Genomic DNA, 21371 nt, shown 5'->3' with positions numbered 1-21371 from the left:
AAATAAATTAGGGCAAGGATTTTATCGTTTTTTATCCAATTTGTCATTTATTATCCGGCTTAATGCATCGGTTACCTGCCGGATGGAAAGATGGGTGGTATCAACACAAAAAGCGTCCATGGGCTTGATTAAAGGAGCGGTTTTGCGGTGCCGGTCGCGGTAATCGCGGGTGGCTATCTCTTTCTGGATCTGCTTATAGCCGATGCGCGTCCCGGGAAACAGGAAGCGCGATTCCTTATAACGCCGGCCGGCCCGTTCTTTAATGGAGGCATCGAGATAGAACTTTATCTGCGCCTTGGGGAAAACCACGCTGCCGATATCCCGACCCTCGCAGATTATATTCTTGCCCCGGGCCAGCCGCCTCTGCAGTTTGACCATGGCCCGGCGTACCCGCGGCGCGGAGGATATCTTATATATATAGGAAGTGACCTGCGGGGTCCTGATTTCGCGTGAGATATCCCGGCCGTCCAGCAGCACCTTGACCTTTTTTCCGCCTAAAGTGGATTGGAGTTTTATATCGCTCTTAAGAACCAATCCGGACAGGACGGCCTCGTCCCCCTTCGGAAGTATTTTATCCTGCAACGCCTTGAATGTCACGGCCCGGTAAAGCGCGCCGGTATCCAGGTAATGGAACGACAATTTCCGGGCCAGCCGCTTGGCAATGGTGCTTTTCCCGGCTCCGGCCGGACCGTCTATGGTGATAATAATCGGCTTCTTCATCAATAATAGGAATAATAAAGTATGCTTCAGGGGTCAATCCCGCACATATTGATGCCTTCGAAAGCCAACGCTACATCCAAACGTCGGGTTGACCAGCTCCTATGCAAGATTATTAACACCATTTATGTGCGGGGTCAAGAATTATAGGCCGGACTGAAATAAAAACGCCCCGGCCGAAGCCGGGGCGTTGGTTGACATCTGACAAATAATTAGTGCCCGGTGTTCTTAACAATACCCAGCCGATAATAGACCTCTAAGGTCAGGACGTTAATAGCCGTGCAATAAATCCGGCTGCCTTCGGCGCTCCAGCGGTCCAGCGGGTCCCAACTGCCGTTGGCGCAACCATCGGATTTGCTGCGCTGGTTTTTCAGGAGCACATCCTTCATCTTCTCGTTCCAGGAACTCCAACTCGGCCCGCTCGGACCATCATACTGGTTCAGGCAATACGAGGCGTAGAACCAATAGTAGTAATCAATAATCCCCGGCTTTGAGGTGTCCCAGGTCGGCAGGCTGGTCAGTATCTGGCCCACGCCGAGTTTTATCAACGGGTCAGTGGTTTTCTTGTCTATGAAGATGCGCACCATTATGCCGATAGCCGTCAGGGAAGGCTGAACTACTGTGTTCCGGGGGTCTTCGTGCCCCATCAATGCGATACTACCCTGGCTGGTATATCCAACCTTGCCGTAATTCGGCTCGGTCACATCATCATAAAATGACTTGATGCCGGCAAATGCCTCGGGCGGCACGGCGATATTGGCGTGTTCGGCGGCCTTGAGCGACATGGCCACCCAGCCGCTGACCGAGGTATCGTTCTGCCCATCCTTGGGCTGGTAGCGCCAGGCCTTGGTCGGGTTTTGGACTTCCAGAATATATTTAACCGCCCTTTCTACCGGTTCCCTGAAAAGTATGCCTGAAGGGCTTTCCATTGTCAACCCGTACAAATCCGCCAGCGCATAGGTGGCAATCGACTGGTTATACAGGAATTTACCGTCCTTGACCCCGCCGAAAGTGCCGTCCGACTGCTGGATTCCGGTCAGGTAAAGAGCCGCTTTACGGACCGTGTCGCCGAAGCAGATACCCTCGTAGGTATCGCGGGAACTGTTGGTATAACCGGCGCCGGTAAAAGCCAGCATAGACACCCCGGTCAGCCCGACATTGAATTCATCGTGTCCGGGGCCGGTGCATTTGGTCACCCGGCACTGGTTCTGGAATGTCTTGGCGCCCCAGGAGCCGTCCGGATTCTGGTGTTTGGCCAGCCAGATAAGCCCGGCGATAACCGCATCTTCGCTCTTCTGCTGTTTTCTGCCCCGCCGGCCTCTACGCCTGCCGCCGCCCAAACCGCCGCCGATACCGATGGTATCGTAAACGCCCTCGCCCTTGAGGTCGCTGTTAGTATCGAACTCGTTAATATTCTCGGATTCCTGGACTACTTCCGATTCAACTATTTCGGTCGTCTCGGTCACTTCCTCTTCAAATTCCTCTTTTTGTATTTCTTCTTCTATCTTCTCCACCTCTTCCTTTTTCTCCTCCTTCATCTCAATCACCTTGACCTCTTCGACCTTGTCTCCGCCGATTCCTGAGGGTAAAGAAGCAATAAAAAGGATAAACAGGACGTGCGCGGCCAGCGAGATTCCCCACCACGGGGCATTGTGCATCATTTCCTGCATCCAGAGGTTAAAATCAAATTTCTGCTGAAACGCTTTTTCGGCCAGCGACCCTTCCTGAATCTGGATTTCCTGATTCGGTTCATAATTCGGACTCATAAGAATATCCTTTCTCCACCTGTGGCAAATCGTTATTAACACCCTCATCGGGGGTGTTTATTCCTTTATATAAACGAATAAAAGACCCTTTCGGCTCACTTTTTCTCGGATTTTTCTTCTTTTTCTTTCTCTATCGCCTTTATCTCATTCCTGATGGTATTCTCCTGACGATTATTCAGGGACTGATTTTCCTTGAGGAATGATTTCAATTTAGCCAGGGCTCCGTCATAGTCCTTTTTGTCGCGCAGATTATTGGCCTCACTCAGCGCCTTATTAAATAAAATATTGACCTCATTCTCTCCGGATGAACCAACCACCCTTTTAATCGTGTCCCGTTCGCCTTTGGCGTCCTGCATTAAGGCCGGGGAAATATCCTCGTATTCCTTGATAAAACTGTCAAACTCCTTCAATAATTCCGGATACTTGCTGGTCGGATAATCCTTCTTTTTCTTCTTTAATTCCGCCAGTCTGGGTTTGGACTCCTTGTCCTTTTCATCGCGCTCCTTTATCTTCTTGATTCTCTCTTTAACATCGGCGCTATATTTAGATTCCTTGTATTCCTCCAGGAATGCCTCGTATTTCTTGAGCGCCACGCCGTATTCCTTTCCGTCATAGAGTTTATTCGCCGCGCTCAGCGCTTCAATCTCCAGCTTATTGTCCGTCTCGGCTTTCTTATTGGAACCGGATGAAACGACAAATGCGATGATAACGATGAGAATCAGGACCGCCCCGCCGATGATATAAAGCATGTTCTTCTTTTTGGGCTTGGGCTGTCCATCATCTGTCTTTTCCTGTTTCAGTCGACCGGAGGCACCCGGAGCCGTTCGTGCCGGCTTGCCTTTATTAAAAGGCAGTCGTGATGCCGGAGCCGGCGGTGGTTTCGGCGCAGATTGACCCAGCCGTGAAATCGGTCCGGACTGCGGCTTTGGCGCCGGTGGCGGAACTCGTGGCGCCGGTTTCGGTGCCATCGGACGCGCGGGCTGCGCCATCCTGTTATTCTGGCTGCCGGCCGGCGGCGGTGTTCCGGTCGGTCTGCCTGACCCGTTTGGTAAGACCTGATTATTCATAACCTTCTGCGCGACAACAGGTTTTGCTATCACGGCGACGGCGACGTTTACGGGTTTGGCGCCGCCATTCTGCGGCTTTCCGGCCGGCTCTGCCCTTTTAACTATCTGGGCTACCGCAACGGCCCCGTTAGAAACCTTGCCGGCTGCCGCCACCTGAACCGTTCCGTTTCTGGACTGCCGGGCGCCGTTACTGGCCGGAGCCGCGTTCTCCTCCTGAATACTTATAACCGTGGTCACTTCTCCGACCGAGGCGTCATCAGACGGTTGGCCCGAAGAAATAATCACCGGGCCTTTATCCTCGGCCTGAGCCGAATCGTTTTCCGAAAATATTATCTCCACATTCCCGATTTTTATCACATCGCTATTCCGGAGCAGGTTCCGCTCCACCCGCTTCCCGTTCAGGAATGTGCCGTTACTGCTCTGGGAATCGCTCAGCAGAAATCCCACCGGCGTCTGGACTATCTTGCACTGGTAACGGGATACCTTAACATCCCTTATCTGGAGAAGATTATCGTCAGAGCGTCCGATATCGATACTAGAAGTTGTCATGGCAAACCGGGTTTCCCGGTTGCCCCACTTGATAATCAACTGTGGCATAAACAAAGTTGCAACATCACGCGCCTGAACCACTGCGGGATTAAACTAAGGTGTTATTCGCCCGGAAGAACCGGACGGTTTAATTCAAATAGTTCTTTTCTCTGCGTCGGGGTAAGCTTGGCATTGCCTAATGCCATGGCCACGGCCAGTTTTATCTCCGGCTCGTCCTCTTTGAAGCTCTTTTTGAGGGTATCATAAATCTCCTGCGAAATACTGTCCGGATTACCGCGGAAAACAGCGGCGATGACCTCACCGGTCTTCTGCCTGATAAGCAGGGGGTTTTCCTTGTTGGTCAATACCTTGAGCAGTCCGTCCAGGGCCGCCGCGTCTGCAAAACGCCTGAGCGCCTCCAGGGCCAGTTCCCGGATATTATCCGGACGGCCTTCCAGGACGCCCAGTAACGCCTCGATGGTCTGGCGGTACGGATAGATGGTGTTGCGCATATCGAGCCGGGAAAGCCCTTTGGCCGCGTCGGCGCAGACCTGTAATGCCTTGGACTTGCTGTCGTTCTGGATCTCCTCCCTCTGGAATACCTTATTAATCGCCTCGGCCAAGACCGCGCCTTCAGCCGGCGTCACCAGGTAGCTATCCACCTTTTCCTGATAGATGCTCTTGGCCTTTTCCAGGTCTTCCTTGCCGCCAATCATTATCAGCGGTATGCCCCGGCTCCGGATATCGTCCTTGAGCGAATTAAATACGGTCTCGGAATACTTTTCCCCTTTTACCAGAAGATTGACCGTAAACACCACCTCGTTGGCTAATTTGTTGTTCAGGATTATCAAATCTTCAGTCGGGAACCTCTTGGCCATCTTGATGCCTTCCTCGGCGCTCAGCGCCTCGGTGACAAAGCAATTCAGTTTGGCCAGTTCATTCTTCAGTCCGGAACGCACCTCCGGGTCCGGCTCAATCATCAGAACCACCCGGATTCCGCTCTCGCCCAACGCCTCGTTTATCACCGGAATCACTTTTTCCATATTGGGGAACGACTCAGGCGGATTAATCTTAAGCAGCGCCTCGGCCGCGGCATACCTGACCCTTTTATCGGAATGGACTATGGCTTCTATCAAAGGCATGCCCGGCGCTGAAGCATCGGCCCGGGCTGTGGTCGGCAAATCCTTAGCATCGGCTGATGCCGCCAGCGCCTTGATGCAGGAAACCGCCACCTCGTTGTTGCCGTCGGACAGCGAACGCTTGAGCGCGCTGTAAAGATGCGACTTGCCGCCAATCGAACCGGTGGTGAAATTCTCCCCGAACTTGGCCAGGTCCGCCTGCAGTTTCTTCAGCAGGTCATCGGCCACCTCGCCGGTCTTGCTCTTCTTCAGCGCCGCCTGCAGAGCCCAGTCTGCCTCATTGTATTTTGATAAAAGAACGCTGACCAGCAAAGACCAGGTCGGCTCGTAATTGTCATCCAATCTCAAGCCGTCGTAGCAGCATTCTTCGGCCAGCAGTTCATTAAGCGCGAAATCCGGCACCTCCCTGAGCGCCAGGGTGTCGGTTTCCTTGTTCCAGCGCCAGAAGATGAATTCGCCGTAGAAATTCACCATCACCGACGGGTGGTTGTAATAATATTTCTCGGCCAGCTCGTAATAACATTCCTTGGCCGGTTTTAACTTGTCCGGTTCGACCCGGGCTATCTTCTTCAGGGCATCGGCTACCAGCCGCCTGACCTCGGGAGATTCCTTCTCGTCCTCGTAAACCCGTTTTAATTCCGGCAATGCCCGGTCATCCCGGATAACGCCCAGGACAATGGCCGCGTTCTGCCGGACCAGCATATTTTTGCTCTGGAGCGCCTCTATCATCGGCAAGACCGCTTCATTGCCAATCTTCTCCAATGCCATCATCATGGCGGTGCGTTTCGTGTCCGACTTATCACCCAATTGCTCAATCAGGAACGGCGCGGCCCGCTGGCCGATGGCCGCCAGCGTATTGATGGCCTCCCACTTCTTATCAAAGGACCCCTCCAGCTGGGCCACAATGGCCTGAATCTGTTCTGGGGAACGGACATAGCGCTGGAAGGCGCCTTTACCCAGTTCCAGAATCCGCAAAGCCGTCTGCTTCAAATCAGGATTGCTCATCATCTCCTTGATTATCAGGTCGCCGGTCTCCTGAATCATAAAACGCACCAGGTCCGATGACGGGCTTAATTGCAGCGCCTTCTCAAAAGACACGTAGGCGTCCTGGTATTTGCCCCGCTTGACCAAATCAATCCCCTGCCGGTAGAGCGTTTTGAATTGCACGTCGCCTTCCGCATCCTGGGCCATTAAAACCTGCGCCACCGGCGCGCTGATGAATAAAAACAACGCTAAAAATACTATTAATCGTCTCATTTGCAACTCCGTTTCTGTTGTGTTAATACCCTGATACGGATATATTTCGGGCGTTAATAATTACTGGTATTTCTACTCTTCACTCAAAGATTAGTCAATAAAATTATACTAAAATATAAATCTGTAATTCCTATTCGTTTGATTCGGTATTATTCGTAAAATTCGTGTTCTCTTCGTATTCTTCGCGCCTTGGTGTCTTTGTGGTAAAACTATATCTTCTGGCATTTAGGGCAGAACGAGGCGCTGCGCGCGCCGATCTTTATCCGCTGAATCGGTGTTTTACAACGGACACAGGCCTGACCGTCCCGGCCGTAGGCCTTGATATACGGCACAAACCCGCCCGGCTTGCCCTCCACATCCACATATAACTCGATGGAACTGCCCCGCTTCTTGACGCCTAAGGCCAGTATCTGCTTGATGCCCTGGAAAATCTTCTTAATTTGCAGGTCTCTTACTGCCTTGACCCGGGTGAGCGGATGAATCCTCGCGTAAAACAGAATCTCGTCCGCATAGAGATTGCCGATGCCGCTGATAAAGGTCTGGTCCATCAGGAGCGGCTTAATACGCGCTCTGGGCTTGGTTGCCAGCATCCTCCTGAAACGCTCCAGGGTAAAACCCTTTTCCAGTGGCTCAGGCCCGAAATCCAGCTCGGCCATAAACCGGTCCCGGCCCGGGCCGTCAAACAGGCGCACATACCCGAACTGGCGCTGGTCCCAAAACCGCAAAGTATCACCATTGCTCAAGCCAAAGATGACATGGGTATGTTTCCTAATAGGTTCGGCCTTGGACAGATAGAGCAGCTGGCCGGACATCTTAAGATGAACCACCAGCCAGTAGCCATTGGAAAACCTGATATTAATGGTCTTGGCCCGGCGTTGCACGTCCTTAATCGTGGCGCCGATAAGATGTCTGCGGAATTGTCCTACCGGAACATTGATAATCTTGGGCAGGCTGACCCGGACATCCTTAATCCTCAGACCCAGCGCATACTTGCGCAACCCCCGGCAAACCGTTTCTACTTCCGGCAGTTCTGGCATAAAATATCTAAGGTTCAGGCAACGGGCAGACTCCTGCCGCTATTTACCCTGTTTTCCTTTTATCCTCTCTATCATCTCTCTGGCCTTTACCTTGAGTTCCGAGCCTGAATCCAATTCCAATACCTTTTCGAAGTCCGCCAGCGCCGGGTCGTATTTCTGTTGGGCGTTCAATGCCACTCCGCGGTAATAATATGCCCGTGCATAATCAGGCCTGATTTCTACGGCCCTGGTAAAATCCTTTACGGCGCCTGCGACATCTCCGCTGTTATACTTTACCACCCCGCGGCTGTGATACGCCTCGGCATAATCTGGTTTGAGTTCCACGGCCTTGTCAAAATCATTTATGGCGCCTTTGGCGTCTCCCTTGTTGGCTTTGGCCATTCCCCGATTGTTATACGCCCCGGCATTGCCCGGCTCAAGCTGGATGGCCTTGCCGTAGTCGTCTATGGCGCCGTTTATATCCAGCTTCTTTTCCCGGGCTATGCCCCGGCTCATATAGGCGTCGGCCCGATTCGGGTTAATCCGGATGGCGTTGGTGAAGTCCTTTATGGCGCCGTCCGCGTCACCCTTACGACTCCTGACCACCCCCCGGTTATAATACGCCTCGCCATACTCAGGATTGAACTCGATAGCCTTGTCGTAATCCTTAAGCGCGCCCTTGGCGTCCTTCAGGTCGTATTTGCTGATTCCCCGGCTGTAATACGCCCGGGCGTCCTTCGGGTCGAGTTCGATGGCCCGGTCATAATCCTTCATTGCCCCCTCGATATCGCCTCTGTCGGCCCTGGTCACCCCGCGGTTGAAATAAGCATTGGCGTAATTCGGATTAATCTCGATGGATTTGTTATAATCCTCAAGCGCGCCGGCTGAATCATTTTTCATATCCCTGATATTGCCGCGGCTGGTATAGGCAACCGCGTCTTCCGGATTGAGCTGAATGGCCATATTAAAATCCTTAAGCGCATCCTCAATATCCCTCCGGACCAGCCTGGCCAGGCCCCGGCTGTTATATGCCACCGCCAGGTCGGGATTGAGCCGGATGGCCCGGTCATAATCCGCAATGGCGCCTTCGATATCGCCCCGGTCTTTTTTGATAATTCCGCGCTTGCAATATGCCTGGGCATAATTCGGGTTAATCCGGATGGAGACCTCAAAGTCCTCCATCGCGCCTTCGATATCGTCCCGGTTGTATTTAAGCGCCCCCCGGTTATAATACACGATATTATCGCCGGCGTTAAGCTCAACCGCCCGGTTATAATCGTCCATGGCCCCGCCGGCGTCCCCCTTTTTCTCCCGGGAAAACCCGCGCCAGATATAGGCGTTGGAATGCTCCGGGTCGAGTTCTATCACCTTATCAAAATCCCTGAGCGCGCCTTCGCTGTCGCCCTGTTTGTATTTTGTCAGCCCGCGGCTGTAATAGGCGTCAATATTTTTATCGTCTCGCCCCAATTCTATGGCCTTGTCAAAATCCTTGAGCGCGCCGGCCAGGTCGCCTTTATTATACTCCGTCGTCCCGCGGTTGTAATAGGCGTCCGCATAGCCCGGCTTCAATTGTATCGCCTTTTCATAATCCTTTAGCGCGCCTTCGGTATCGCCCTTATCGCTCTTCGCCACGGCCAGGTTCTCATACGCCTCGGCATAATCCCGCTTCTGCCGGACGGCCTCGCCAAAACATTTTATGGCCTCGTCGATATGGCCCTGCTGGTATTCTATGATGCCCTTGGCAAAATATCCGATATGGCTGCCCGGGTCGAATTCAATCACCTTGCCGAAATCAGCCAATGCTTTTTTGTTGTTCTTGCGTATGTCGCGCGAAATTAGCGCCAGCTCGTAATAGGCGTAAGCCAGTTGGGGGTTGGACTCGATTGCCTTGCCAAACGCCTGCTCGGCCTTGTAAAAATCCACCTTATCCATGTAGGCGTAGCCCAGCGTCATCCAGGCCTCGTCAAATCCCGGGTCTATCTTCAGGGCATCCTCGGCCACCTTTATCCGGTCGTCGGCTATGGGCTTGTCCATGCTTTTCATCCGTCCTAAAACGCCCCGGGCCCGGTCCCGGGCATCCCTGGCCTTCTTGGCCTGCGCCTCGTTTTCATTCAGGACTTCGTCGCATTTAATGATTAAATCCTGCATCGCCCGGTCATCGGGCAAAAGCGCCAGCGCTTTGCTGGCCCGGACCTTCGCCTCGTTATAATCGTTCCGGCGGTATAATTCCTCGGCCTCCAGCCGGTATTTCACCACCAGTTCCTTATTACGGGCGGACGAAATCATCAGCCAGGCGCCGACCGCTATCAGTACCGCCAAAGCCCCGGCAATGGCCAAACTGGCTATCTTGTTCTTGGCCGCTTTCTTGTATACCATCGTAACCAGCCCGCTGGGCCGGGCCATAATCAGCTCGCCCCGGACGAACCTGAGTAAATCGTCGGACAGTTCCTGTCCGGTCTGGTAGCGGCTGGTCGGCTCCTTCTCCAGGCACTTCAGGCAGATGGTCTCGATGTCGCGGGCCAGGTTGCGGACCAGCCGGGTGGGCGGCGCCGGGTCGTAATGCACCACCTTCTCCATCACCTCGTAAAGTTCCTTGCCCTGGAACGGCAGTCTCCCGGTCAGGGAATGGTAGAGCGTGGCGCCCAGAGAAAATATGTCGCTCCGGCTGTCCATCTTATCCTTGTCGCCCTTGGCCTGTTCCGGTGACATATAATCGGGCGTGCCCACCACCATCCCGCTCATGGTCAGCGCCCGGTCCAGGCCGGTCAGCTCCTTGGCCAGCCCGAAATCGGTCAGGTACGGCTCGCCTTTCTGGTCTATCAGGATATTGGCCGGCTTGATGTCGCGGTGCACCAGCTGCTGGCTGTGGGCGTAATGCAGGGCCGAGGCAATCTTGGCGACAATCTCGGCAATCTGGCGCGGGCTGGCGCCGCTGCCGATTAAATCATGGAGCGAGCCGCCCTCGATATATTCCATGGTGAAATAATGATACCGGCCCTCGGTGCCGATTTCAAAGACCTGGATGATGTGCGGATGGCGCAGCTTGGCCGAGGCCTGGGCCTCGCGCAGGAACCGCTCCCGCGAATCGGCATCCTCGCCGGACATGACTTTCAGCGCCACCCGGCGCTTCAAGACCGTGTCAAACGCCAGGTAGACCGCGCCCATCCCGCCCTGGCCCAGTTTCCGCTCCACCGTATACTTGCCGAATTGCTCGCCGGACAGGGCCGGCGCCTGGACCGTCGGCGCGGCGGTTGCCGGCCCTTGACCGGGCATCTTGTCCAGCCAGGGCTTTATCCAGGGATGCGATTTGAGCGATTCCAGTTCGCCTGAAGAACCCTGGCGCAGCTGGATAATCTCCGTGCTTTCCCACCAGGCCCGAAACTCATCCTCGGTATGGAACTGCCTGATTCTTAATGTCTCGCCGCTCATACTGCAGTGGATATTAGGAAAATAACATTATTCTGTCAAGTGATTTTTACAGGTATGGAATCCCGGCGGTTCCGGCATAAAATATCAATCAATACTGAATTCCCATGAACACCAGCATTCCGGTGAATGCTGGTCGGGCGGGCAGGTGATGCATCGGGTTTTTATCCGCGGGTCTATGGCCTTGGCAAAGTTGGTGTATTCCACTATTCCGACCGGCTTGCACGGGAATGCCGGCATCTTCTTACGCTCCCGTGTCTCCTGCACCCGGCAGGTGTTCATCCGGAATACACAGCGCTGGTCCGTGACCTCTACAACCTCCTGCTTATTAATGTAGGCGTAGAGCCGGAACTGGAGCGCCTGAACCAACGATGGAATCCCGCCGCCCGGTTTGATATTATGGCGCTTCATTATCCGTTCGGCCTCGATGACGCTGAATTTAGACCAGCAAGCCGTATCCATTTCAATGGCCTTGTCCAGCCCGAGCGCCTGCTCCACCTGCTGGAACCACAGGCCGTCGTGGGCCAGCCAGTTTTTGGCCGCGTCTTCCAACAGGCCAATCAACTCTTCTCTGGAACAATCTTTCAATTCCTTCATAATCTGCGAAATCTGTGCAATCTGTGGTTTCTATTTCTTCGGCGCTTCGCGGTAATCAGCCGGCTCCAGATTATACGAACCCAGGCCGCTGGTAATGGACCGTATCACCGTGGCGTATCCGAAGGTCTCGGCAATCGGTATCTTGCCGTGAATCCGCTTCATCGCGCCCGAGTCGTCAATCGATTCAATCACGCCCCGGCGCATGTTCAGGTCATTAATCACGTCGCCCATATTCTTCTCCGGTATGATTATCTCGAACTTCATAATCGGCTCCAAAGTAATGCTCTTGGCCTTGTTGAGCGCGTCGCAGACCGCCAGCGACGCCGCCGCGCTGAATGCCACGTCCGTGGATTTGGCCGAGTCGAACGAACCGCCGGTAATCGTCGCCTTGAGGTATATCAGCGGATATCCGGCAATCGGCCCGGATAATAAACTGCTCTTGATGCTCTCAGTGATAAAAGGCAGGAACTGTTTGGGTATCTTTTCCAGAATCAGGTTCTGAATAGAGGGTTGCAGATGCGCCCGGTCCGGCTCCAGTGACACGCTGATATGGGCGTAGTGTTCCTTCTCGCCGATCTTGCGGTTGAAGGTGCCCTCGCCCTGGATAGCGCCGGTGATGGTCTCCTTATAAGCCACCTGGGGCGCGCCGACATTGGCCGCCACATTATATTCCTTGAGTATCCGGTTCTTGATGATTTCCAGATGAAGTTCGCCCATCCCGGAAATAATGGTCTGGGCCGTCTCCTCGTCGGTCTTGACCTGGAAGGTCGGGTCGTCGTGCGCCAGCTTGCCCAGCGCGTCGGACAGCTTTTCCCGGTCGGCCGATGATTTCGGCTCGATGGCCATAGCCACCACCGGTTCAGGGAATGTCATCCGCTCATAGACAATCGGATGCTTCGGGTCGCAGATGGTGTCTCCGGTGGCCGTGTTTCTCAGGCCGATAACCGCGATAATCTCGCCGGCCGACGCGGTCTTGAGCTGGTCGCGCTGGTTGGCGTGCATCAGGAAAATCTTATTGATGCGCTCGCGCTTGTCTATCCGGGGATTATAAATAGTCGCGCCCTCGTCCAGCTTGCCGGAATAAATCCGCAGGTATGACAGCTCGCCGTGCCGGTCCGTGGCTGACTTGAATACCAGGCCGGAAAAATACTCGTCCGCCGAATGCCTGCGCTGGGCCGGTTTGTTTACGTCCGGATTAATGCCTTCCTCGGGCAACAGGTCGAGCGGGCTGGGCAGATAGGCGCAGATGGCGTCCAAGACCGGCTGGACCCCGATATTCTGCAGCGCCGTGCCGCATAAGACCGGCGTGACCTTGCCGGACAGAGTCACCTTGCGGATGGCGGTAATCAGGGTATTAATATTTATCTCAGCGCCGCTCAAATACGACTCGACCAGCGACTCGTCCTTGTCTGCCAGCGCCTCGATTAGTTTATGCCGGTATTCCTTGGCCTGCTCGGAATACTCGGCCGGGATATCGGCTATCCGGAAACTCTTGGCCTCCTCGTCCGGGATTTCCTCGAAGATAATCGCCTTCATCTGGACCAAATCAATCACGCCGGTAAAATCCTTTTCCCTGCCCAGCGGAATCTGAATCGGCATCGGAATGGTATGGAGCTTTTTGGACATCTGGTCAATGACCATAAAGAAATCCGAACCGACCCGGTCTAATTTATTGACAAAGGCCAGGCGGGGAATATGGTAACGGTTGGCCTGATGCCAGACGGTCTCGGACTGGGCCTCGACGCCGCCCACGCCGCAGAACACGCCGATAGCGCCGTCCAGGACGCGCAGCGAGCGCTCCACCTCGGCCGTGAAATCCACGTGTCCCGGCGTATCGATAATATTAAAGCGGTACTTGGGTTCAGAATTCGGTATGCGGGTAATCTTGGGCGTCCAGTAGGTGGTGGTGGCCGCGCTGGTGATGGTAATGCCCCGTTTCTGCTCCTCCTCCATCCAGTCCATCGTGGCGGTGCCGTCATCCACCTGTCCGATGGTATGCTCCTTGCCGGTGTAGAACAGGATGCGCTCGGTCAGTGTGGTCTTACCCGCGTCAATATGGGCGATAATACCGATATTCCGGAAATTCTTCATTGAGGGTTATTATAACCCAAAGAAAATACTTATCAAGGAAAAAGAGATAACACGAATTGACCGCGAAGAAATCTAAACGAATAGAACGCAGATTACGCGGATTTGACAGATTTACCGGATTATCTGCGTGCCTCTGCGTTTATCTGCGTCCCATTCGTGTTTGATTATCCGGTATCCTGCATCCTGCATCTGTGGTTACACAACGTAGCCCAAAATGTAAATCACCAACTCGGTTGAATTATTTCCAGCCACATAAGCAATCCAGGTCAGGGTCCTATCCGATGCCACCGGCATCAGGACAGCGCCTCCGTTACTAATCCCCGGCGCATTAACCGCGGGTGCCATCACTTGCAAGGCATATTCCGCGCCGACCTGTTGGTAGATGTAGGCCATCATCCCGCCGTCCGTATAACTCTGGTTGATACAGGCGATTGACACGATAACGCCTTTGGTATTGAGCGGAATAATCGCGGACAGGTCCACAGTCGCCGGTTGAGTTGTCCCGGTAATCCCGGCCAGGTCCAGGGCCGTTACCGGCGCGGGAAGCATCGTCAACGTATCTCCGCCGCCCACGCCCGGAGCCAGTTTGGCCTGGGTGACACTCGCATCAAGTATCTTATCAGTAGTCACTGCGCCAGCCGCTATCTTGGTGGTAATGACAGAATTTGTAGCCAATTCAGATGAGCCGACTGCGCCGGTTTTTATCTTGGCCGCGGTCACCGAATTTATAGCCAGCTTAAGTTCTGTAACAGCGCCGTCCGCTATCTTATCGGCAGTAACCGCCCCGTTGCCCAGGGCGCCGATAACCACATCAGGCCCGAGTTTCTCAGCCGTCACAGCCCCGTTGACAATCTTAATGGAAGTCACCGCGCCGGAGGCAATCTTATCAGCAATTACACTGCCTACTGGCAACTTACTACTGACTACTGCGCCATCCTGTATCTTGGCGGTTGAAACCGCATTATCCGGCAACGGTGTTAGTGTAACATCATCGCCCAATTTAGCCGCGGTAATTGCCTTATCGGCAATATCCTGGGTCTGGACCTGACCGGCACCGATATCGGCCCCGGTAATGGTCTCATCCTTAATCTTGGCGGATGTAACGGCGTTATCCGCAATCTTATCCTCGGTCACCGCCTCAGGCGTAATCTGGGGTGTCGTAACTTGTCCGTCCGCAAAATAATTTCTTCTGTATGCCATAAATTTATCCTCTTAGAGCCAGTTGAAGCAAAGCGACTTACTGGCTCTTAGACCCCGCAGAATTGCGGGGTATTCATTATCCTAACGCGCGGTCGGGGGATGGTGCACTCATCCCCACTCACGCTACCCACACACTACACCAGCACTATCCGTGCATGAAGCTTGAGTTCCGGGTCGGAATACTCATACTCCAGGAGCGAACTCCAGCTACTGCGCAGAGACCGCGTAATCTAAAACTTAGACTAACACGATTCTCGCATGTAACTTAAGCTCAGGATCCGCATACTCGTATTCGAGCAGCGAATCGGTCGCCCCGCCGCCTGCCACGAAAGGTTTCACGGCCGGAATCCTAAAAGAATTCGCCGTATCCACCAATCGGGCGTTTTGGGCCGTCATCTCGCCTGCCTCCATATCCGCTTTGAGGATATACATACCGGCTGAAATCAGCAGGTTAGTAATCGCCGAGCGGAACTGCTTGCGCAGTCCGGACTTGGTGAAATCATACGGTCCGCCTGAGATAACCTCGACGTGGTCTGAGAACCGGTTGGCCTTGGGGTCGCCGGTCAGCCAGTAACCCATCTGGGTCACCACCCGTCCGCGCACCTTATCGCCGGTCAGCCGGAGCGTGCCGTTAGCCATCGCATTGGCCCATCGGTCTTTGGCGCTGGTAACGTTGTCCTTGAAGTTTTTGCCGAACACCCCGTCCACTGTGGCAAATGCCTTTTGGTATTTTTCCATCAGCTTATCGAAGGCCTCGGTCAGTTTCTTGTACTGGAACCGGACGATATTGTCCCGGCTCTTGCCCGCCTCGGACACGAATGCCGGGTCGACCATCTTGCGCCATTTCTGGCTGGAGATTTCCGCCAGTATGGACTGGAATTTGCCTTCATCGGAAATCACCTCTTGCCACCGGTCATACAGCCGTTCGGCGTTGTTTAGCATTCCCTCAACCCACCTGTCGGGCATATCCCCGGCCGGCCCAAGAATCGTCGGAACGGTTATCTTGAGGTCTAGAACTATTTGGTCTGCCATCTTAATCACCCCCTCGCAAGGCAAGTTACATCTATCATCTGGCAATACTTCCGATACACTGCGCAAATGTATCAGGCATCTCGTATTGCATAAACAGTTGATAGAAAGTTACGAGAAGTTACAGGATGTTACAGAATGTTACGGTAACCTCATGTAACTATTTGTAACCTATTGTAACCTCTTGTAACCTTCCAAAAACTCATAGATTTGATTGATTGGCACTATCCCAGCCATAGTGGTAACGAGTTGCCCTTGGCAGGTCTTGACCCAGACCGCAATGCCAATTACTTCAAATGTGCGTGCGTCGTAAACAGGTCCTCCCGAATTCCCTGGCAGAACCGGGGCAGATATTTCCCAGTTCTCACCACAAAGGTCACAAAGAGCACTAAGGTGGCCAAAAGAAGGGCGGGGTTTTAAACCGAGCGAACAACCTACGGTCCAGACGGGCGTAAACAAATACGGCTTGTAGTTCGTGGGTGCTAATTGTGCGGAATATACAACAATGTCATTGCGAGCGTCAGCGAAGCAATCTCTATTAATTCGTATTAACGCCAAGTCTTTGACCGTATCCGTAACTACTACCATTCCGGTGATGACTGTTGCGTTATATAATTCTATACTAACGGTCGTTTCGTTCTCTACAACATGACAAGCCGTTAAAATATATATTTCTTCCTTTGTGTCCTTTGTGTGCTTTGTGGTGAATATCACCCCGCTCCCGGTCCCGGCCGGTGAACTTATCCTCACCGTTGGATATAGCATCCGCTCGTATTCATCTTGATACGGATGTCTGGGCTGGCCCGCCTTGACGATAACCACGTCCTGCGTTATGCGTTGGGCGTCCTGAGTTAAGACCCAAGACGCAAGACCCACGACGCACAGCGCGCACCCCAAAACCAATAATATTATTCTTCGCATGGCACACCGTCCTTGCCCTCTGCTAGGCCGATGAAGTAATCGCCCCAGTAATCATCTCCGGCCATGACGTTCTTGCGTCTCAGAGCCAGCATCAGGACCAGGCCCAAGGCCGGACGCCGGGCAAAGTCCGACTTCCACAACGCCTCCAACAGCCGAACCAGTTTCTCGCACAGGGATTTGTCCCGCCACATGGCCCGCATAAAGTCGGCCGGTGTTTGGTATGGCTTCAGTTCCGGGATGCAGGCCTTGACGAAGTTGAATTCCTGCTGAAACGCCCCGGCTAGGGCCGGCTGGTAGAGCTGCTCCTCAATGAACTCTTTAGAGCCAGTCGAAGCGCCAGCGACATACTGGCTCTTATCCCGACAGTTTTTGTCGGGGAGCGCTTTCGTCATCCCATCCGCATGTTTTCTTGTTTTCGCTGTCGCGGTCACAGTAGTGTTCATATCGCACCATCCTTTTCTTAGACGCCCGTACGGGCGAGTTAGGCCCCGCAGCATTGCGGGGTCAATCGAGAGCCATCTTTGCCCTCTATAGGGATAGTGTAGGTTTTCCTATGGTTTAAGCATTTCCGGGAAATGACGATTCTGTAACGGATTGATTGATAAGGGGTTAAAATATTAGGAATATTTTGAAGTGCTTATGGTTTAAGCATTTTAGCCCGGAGGGATTAGGTATTTGAATCGTTGCCCAGGCCGAGGAACCTGATAAGCACCCGGGAGAGCTTGTGTATCTTTTTCATTATGCAGGTGCGGTGGCCATCCACGGTCTTGGGCGCGATATCCATGGCATTGGCGGTAAGATACCGGTCGCCCCGGTTGGCCCGGTAAGCCAGCATAAAGTCAATCTCGTCCTGGGTGAATTTCCGGCGCAGGATTGGCAACAGGCAGTCAATCAGGAGCAGGAACCGGTCCTTAGGTGAGGATTTGCCGTTAATATCAGCGGGCTTTTGCCCGCCCTTGTCAAAGCACAGGTTATCGAATTTCTCGGTATAGGACGCATCTTCATCGTCAAACTTATCGCCTTTCATAACATCCTTCCTTCCCGGATGGGGGTATGTCGTTATGCTCTGCAGGCATACTCCTACCTGTTATAAGGCCAGGGGCGGTAATGCCGAGTTTATGAGCACAGCAAAACCACCCCTGCGCCGAGGACCAAAACCCCATAGGGCAGGTATGGGGTTTCCTCTTAGAGGCTGTTAATACCGCCTTAAGGGCGGAATGTTACAGCCTCTTATCCCGATTACTCGTCGGGGCATAATATAGAATGTTTACTCGCTGTTAGAGCTTGCTCGTTACAGCGAGTTATCCCTTGTCCCATAGGGACAAAGGGGTCTTCCTCTCTATAATATAGAATGTTCCAGACCCCCAAAAAACTGCATCAAATCCAATTTTTCCCGCTAAAATCAAGGGTTTTCAGCCATATATATAAACGCCTAAATAAGGCAAAAGGTTCTAAGAAAATGATAATTTTGATTATTTTGTGCCTAAAAAAAGGTGGGGGTATGGGCCGCATTATCCCCCAGGGGGGATACCATACCGCCCCCCCGGGGGGTATGTTACGCCCGGCTGCCGGGTGGTATGCGCCCCTTGGAACTGTGGTATGAATTCACCCGGCGTGTGACAAACGCGCCCCGGACAGGTGTCATCCGCGCCCCTAACAGGTGTAATTCGCTCCCCTGGCAGGTGATACACGCACCCCTGGCAGATGACATACGCGCCCCTGGCAGGTGGTAGACGCACCCCTGATAGATGATATGCGCGCCCCTGGCAGGTGATACGCGCGCCTCCGGTAGGTAATACACGCACCCCTGGCAGGTTGAATACGCGCCCTTGGGAGGTGATACACGCTCCCTTGGCAGGTGATACACGCTCCACTGGTGGTTGTTATATGCTCCCCATTCAGGTGGTATATGCTCTCCGGGCAGATGATATACGCTCTCCTGGCAGGTGTAACACGCCCGGCCTAGAGAAAGAATGGACTATGTTTTTAATAAAAATTGCTGAGAATTTGGTTAGTTGAATTAATTCGGGGAATTCGGGGGACGCAAATTCGGGGGACACCACGCAAATTCGGGGGACACCATACTCAATTCAATAATTCAGTATGGTGTCCTCCGAACTCTACTTTTTACAAACGCCGCCTTGTATCGCAGCAAAATAGCCCATTACAAAATCTGTGGTCTGTCCCGCAGAACCAGAACATTATCATCAGAATGCCTGCAAGAAATTAACTAGTATTGTGTCCCCGGATTATCCCGGATTACATCCGCTATTTTGTTGGGGTTGATGACGTTGTGGTATAAAAATAGCATCTTCTTTAACACCCTTATTACCATGTTCAATTTTAGAAAACATTAGTTTCTAAGTCAAGCAAATCAAGCATTACAAAATATGTGGCCTGTCCCGCTTAGGCCACTTGCGATGCGAGCCCTTATGCTGTTCGGATTAGAACTTCCTATCAATAAATTTTATTGTACTTCCTTCTATTACAAAATAGTATCCACCATCGAGAGGCATTAATCTTCTTGGGGAAATTTCTTTTATATATATATACCACTTTAATTCTCCAAGACGAGGTGTTTCCTTATCTTTCAAATCATTAAAGTAACAATCATATGAATAACCCTCATCCCAGACAGAATGCATGCCAATTATCTTGCCATTTTTATCTAGTAGCGAAGAAACAATGGTCTTATCACACATTTTTAACGCATCTTCATATTCTCCCCTTTTAACCAGGTTCAGGAATGCGTTAGCAATACGATATGGCCGATTAATTCGTAAGTATTGAAAAAACATTACCAATAACAATAATACAAAAACTATTGCAACAATTATAATTATTTTCATTTTCTTCCTTACTTTCATTTTTACTTTCCTCCTGTATATCTTCTATAAGTTACCCGGTTGTGCTGTGGTCCACTCTTCGAAGCTGCTACTGATGTAACTGCCACCCGATTAAGACGAGAGCTGGCAGATACCATTAACCCATTTCCTATATAAATCCCTGAATGTCCTGAACCATCTACCGCTGGGAAAGCAACTATATCACCGGGCTTAGCTTCATTTTCCGGAATAACTTTTAGATTATCTATTTTGTTATTTGGATCGGCAAGCTCATTAGCTTGTGGAGGTGACCAACTATCTATAAAAGGTATAGTTATACCCCAAAAACTTGCGGGGCGGCGCGGATAATTAACTCCAGCACCTTTTGTATACGCATCTCGTACACAGTCTCGTGGGACAGACCACATATTTTCTTTCCCTTTATTTATGCGGCCTACCGGACTTTTTCTTTCTAAAACGCCGTTTTAGCCGGCGCTCCAGGCGCTCTACAAAGATATCGCCACCTAATGGCATCCCCCGCTTGGTCGTAATTCTTATCCGTTCTATCTCCCTTTTCGGGCTCGGCGCCTTGACGAACTCTATATTCCACGGGGACAGACCACATATTTTCTTTCCCTTTATTTATGCGGCCTACCTGACTTCTTCTTCCCAAAACGCCGTTTTAGCCGGCGCTCCAGGCGCTCTACAAAGATATCGCCGCCTAATGGCATCCCCCGCTTGGTTGTAATCCTTATCCGTTCTATCTCCCTTTTCGGAATCGGCGCCTTGACGAACTCTATATAACTCGGCCTGCCATCTTCAGTGATTAATTCATCGCTCAGCGCCTCGTTTGGCTCGCCAGTTATGTTCCACGGGGACAGACCACATATTTTCTTTCCCTTTATTTCCGCGGCCTACCGGACTTCTTCTTCGTAAAACGCCGTTTTAGCCGGCGCTCCAGGCGCTCTACAAAGATATCGCCACCTAATGGCATCCCCCGCTTGGTCGTAATTCTTATCCGTTCTATCTCCCTTTTCGGGCTTGGCGCCTTGACGAACTCTATATAACTCGGCCTGCCGTCTTCAGTAATTAATTCATCGCTCAGCACCTCGTCCGACCCGCCGGTTATATGAGCCCGGGCGCTGGAATACGGATAATCCTCCACCGCCTTGACCATTCCGGCCCTTAAGGGATTTTGTTCTATGTACCGTGCCACGGCCCATAAATACGGCTCCTCGTCTATTATACACGAATGATACCGGCCTTCAAGTAATCGTCCGGTGCGCCCATATCTCTTATTGATGTATCTCGTATAAGAGACATTCAACCCCTGCATCATCTTGGCCAGCGACTCCCGTTTGTCCGGTTTGACAAGGAGGTGAATATGGTTGGTCATCAGGCAATAGGCCAGTATTTTGACGCCTTGGGCTTGGGCATATTCCTTGAGCCAGTCCAGATATTTTCTTCTGGTAACTTCGGCAAAGAATATTTTTTCCCGATTATTGCCTCGTTGAATGATATGATGAGGAAAATGAACTGCGACGACTCTGGCAATCCTTGGCATAACCTCAATTTTGTCAAAGAGCGCCTTGAATGTCAAGAAAAACAAGCATTATAAAATATGTGGTCTGTCCCCGTCCACCCCACGGGCTCGGCGCCTTGACGAACTCTATATAACTCGACCTGCCGTCTTCAGTAATTAATTCATCGCTCAGCACCTCGTCCGGCACGCCGGTGATATGCGCCCGGGCGCTGGAATACGGATATTCCTCCGGCGCCTTGACCATTCCGG

At 52.4% G+C, this 21371-nt stretch carries 17 protein-coding genes; all 17 read right to left on the bottom strand.

Annotated elements, in window-relative coordinates:
- Window positions 1–21 precede the first annotated feature (21 nt).
- Window positions 22–720: a (d)CMP kinase gene (locus tag HZA49_10540; protein MBI5779872.1), complete on the bottom strand. Its 699-nt coding sequence runs from the start codon at window positions 718–720 to the stop codon at window positions 22–24.
- Window positions 721–929: 209 nt separating this feature from the next.
- Entirely contained in the window at window positions 930–2483 is a 1554-nt protein-coding gene (locus HZA49_10535) for a terpene cyclase/mutase family protein (GenBank protein ID MBI5779871.1), read from the bottom strand.
- A gap of 95 nt (window positions 2484–2578) precedes the next feature.
- Entirely contained in the window at window positions 2579–4147 is a 1569-nt protein-coding gene (locus HZA49_10530) for an FHA domain-containing protein (GenBank protein ID MBI5779870.1), read from the bottom strand.
- 53 nt (window positions 4148–4200) lie between these two features.
- Window positions 4201–6474: a HEAT repeat domain-containing protein gene (locus HZA49_10525; protein MBI5779869.1), complete on the bottom strand. Its 2274-nt coding sequence runs from the start codon at window positions 6472–6474 to the stop codon at window positions 4201–4203.
- 209 nt (window positions 6475–6683) lie between these two features.
- Entirely contained in the window at window positions 6684–7511 is an 828-nt protein-coding gene (gene mutM, locus HZA49_10520; protein ID MBI5779868.1) for a DNA-formamidopyrimidine glycosylase, read from the bottom strand.
- Window positions 7512–7550: 39 nt separating this feature from the next.
- Window positions 7551–10919, bottom strand: coding sequence for a tetratricopeptide repeat protein (locus tag HZA49_10515; protein ID MBI5779867.1), 3369 nt, complete (start codon window positions 10917–10919; stop codon window positions 7551–7553).
- Between the two features lie 84 nt (window positions 10920–11003).
- Window positions 11004–11513 carry a hypothetical protein gene (locus tag HZA49_10510; GenBank protein MBI5779866.1) on the bottom strand — a complete coding sequence of 170 codons (510 nt, stop codon included), beginning with the start codon at window positions 11511–11513 and terminating at the stop codon, window positions 11004–11006.
- Window positions 11514–11543: 30 nt separating this feature from the next.
- Complete coding sequence (gene fusA / locus HZA49_10505) at window positions 11544–13604, bottom strand: elongation factor G (protein MBI5779865.1); 2061 nt, start codon at window positions 13602–13604, stop codon at window positions 11544–11546.
- Window positions 13605–13799: 195 nt separating this feature from the next.
- Window positions 13800–14804 (bottom strand): hypothetical protein, encoded by a 1005-nt coding sequence (locus HZA49_10500; GenBank protein ID MBI5779864.1) that lies wholly within the window; start codon window positions 14802–14804, stop codon window positions 13800–13802.
- A gap of 237 nt (window positions 14805–15041) precedes the next feature.
- The gene (locus tag HZA49_10495; GenBank protein MBI5779863.1) at window positions 15042–15836 is read right to left on the bottom strand and encodes a hypothetical protein; all 795 of its coding nucleotides are present in this window, start codon (window positions 15834–15836) and stop codon (window positions 15042–15044) included.
- Between the two features lie 168 nt (window positions 15837–16004).
- Window positions 16005–16754, bottom strand: coding sequence for a trypsin-like peptidase domain-containing protein (locus HZA49_10490; GenBank protein ID MBI5779862.1), 750 nt, complete (start codon window positions 16752–16754; stop codon window positions 16005–16007).
- Window positions 16742–17197: a hypothetical protein gene (locus tag HZA49_10485; protein ID MBI5779861.1), complete on the bottom strand. Its 456-nt coding sequence runs from the start codon at window positions 17195–17197 to the stop codon at window positions 16742–16744. The genes HZA49_10490 and HZA49_10485 overlap by 13 nt, the downstream gene beginning before the upstream one ends.
- A 224-nt stretch (window positions 17198–17421) precedes the next feature.
- On the bottom strand, window positions 17422–17781 hold the full coding sequence (locus tag HZA49_10480) for a hypothetical protein (protein ID MBI5779860.1): 360 nt from the start codon (window positions 17779–17781) through the stop codon (window positions 17422–17424).
- A 1417-nt stretch (window positions 17782–19198) separates the two neighbouring features.
- Window positions 19199–19621, bottom strand: a complete 423-nt coding sequence (locus HZA49_10475) for a hypothetical protein (protein ID MBI5779859.1) — start codon at window positions 19619–19621, stop codon at window positions 19199–19201.
- A gap of 2 nt (window positions 19622–19623) precedes the next feature.
- Window positions 19624–20007 (bottom strand): C40 family peptidase, encoded by a 384-nt coding sequence (locus HZA49_10470; GenBank protein MBI5779858.1) that lies wholly within the window; start codon window positions 20005–20007, stop codon window positions 19624–19626.
- A 473-nt stretch (window positions 20008–20480) separates the two neighbouring features.
- Window positions 20481–21143, bottom strand: a complete 663-nt coding sequence (locus HZA49_10465; protein ID MBI5779857.1) for a transposase — start codon at window positions 21141–21143, stop codon at window positions 20481–20483.
- Window positions 21144–21156: 13 nt separating this feature from the next.
- On the bottom strand, window positions 21157–21371 hold a 215-nt coding region (locus tag HZA49_10460), incomplete at its 5' end, for a hypothetical protein (GenBank protein MBI5779856.1).

The sequence above is a fragment of the Planctomycetota bacterium genome, assembly GCA_016235865.1.
In the GTDB taxonomy this organism is placed as follows: Bacteria; Planctomycetota; MHYJ01; order JACQXL01; family JACQXL01; genus JACRIK01.
Note: the sequence above shows the minus strand (reverse complement) of the source record. Positions and strands in the feature narration are given on the sequence as shown.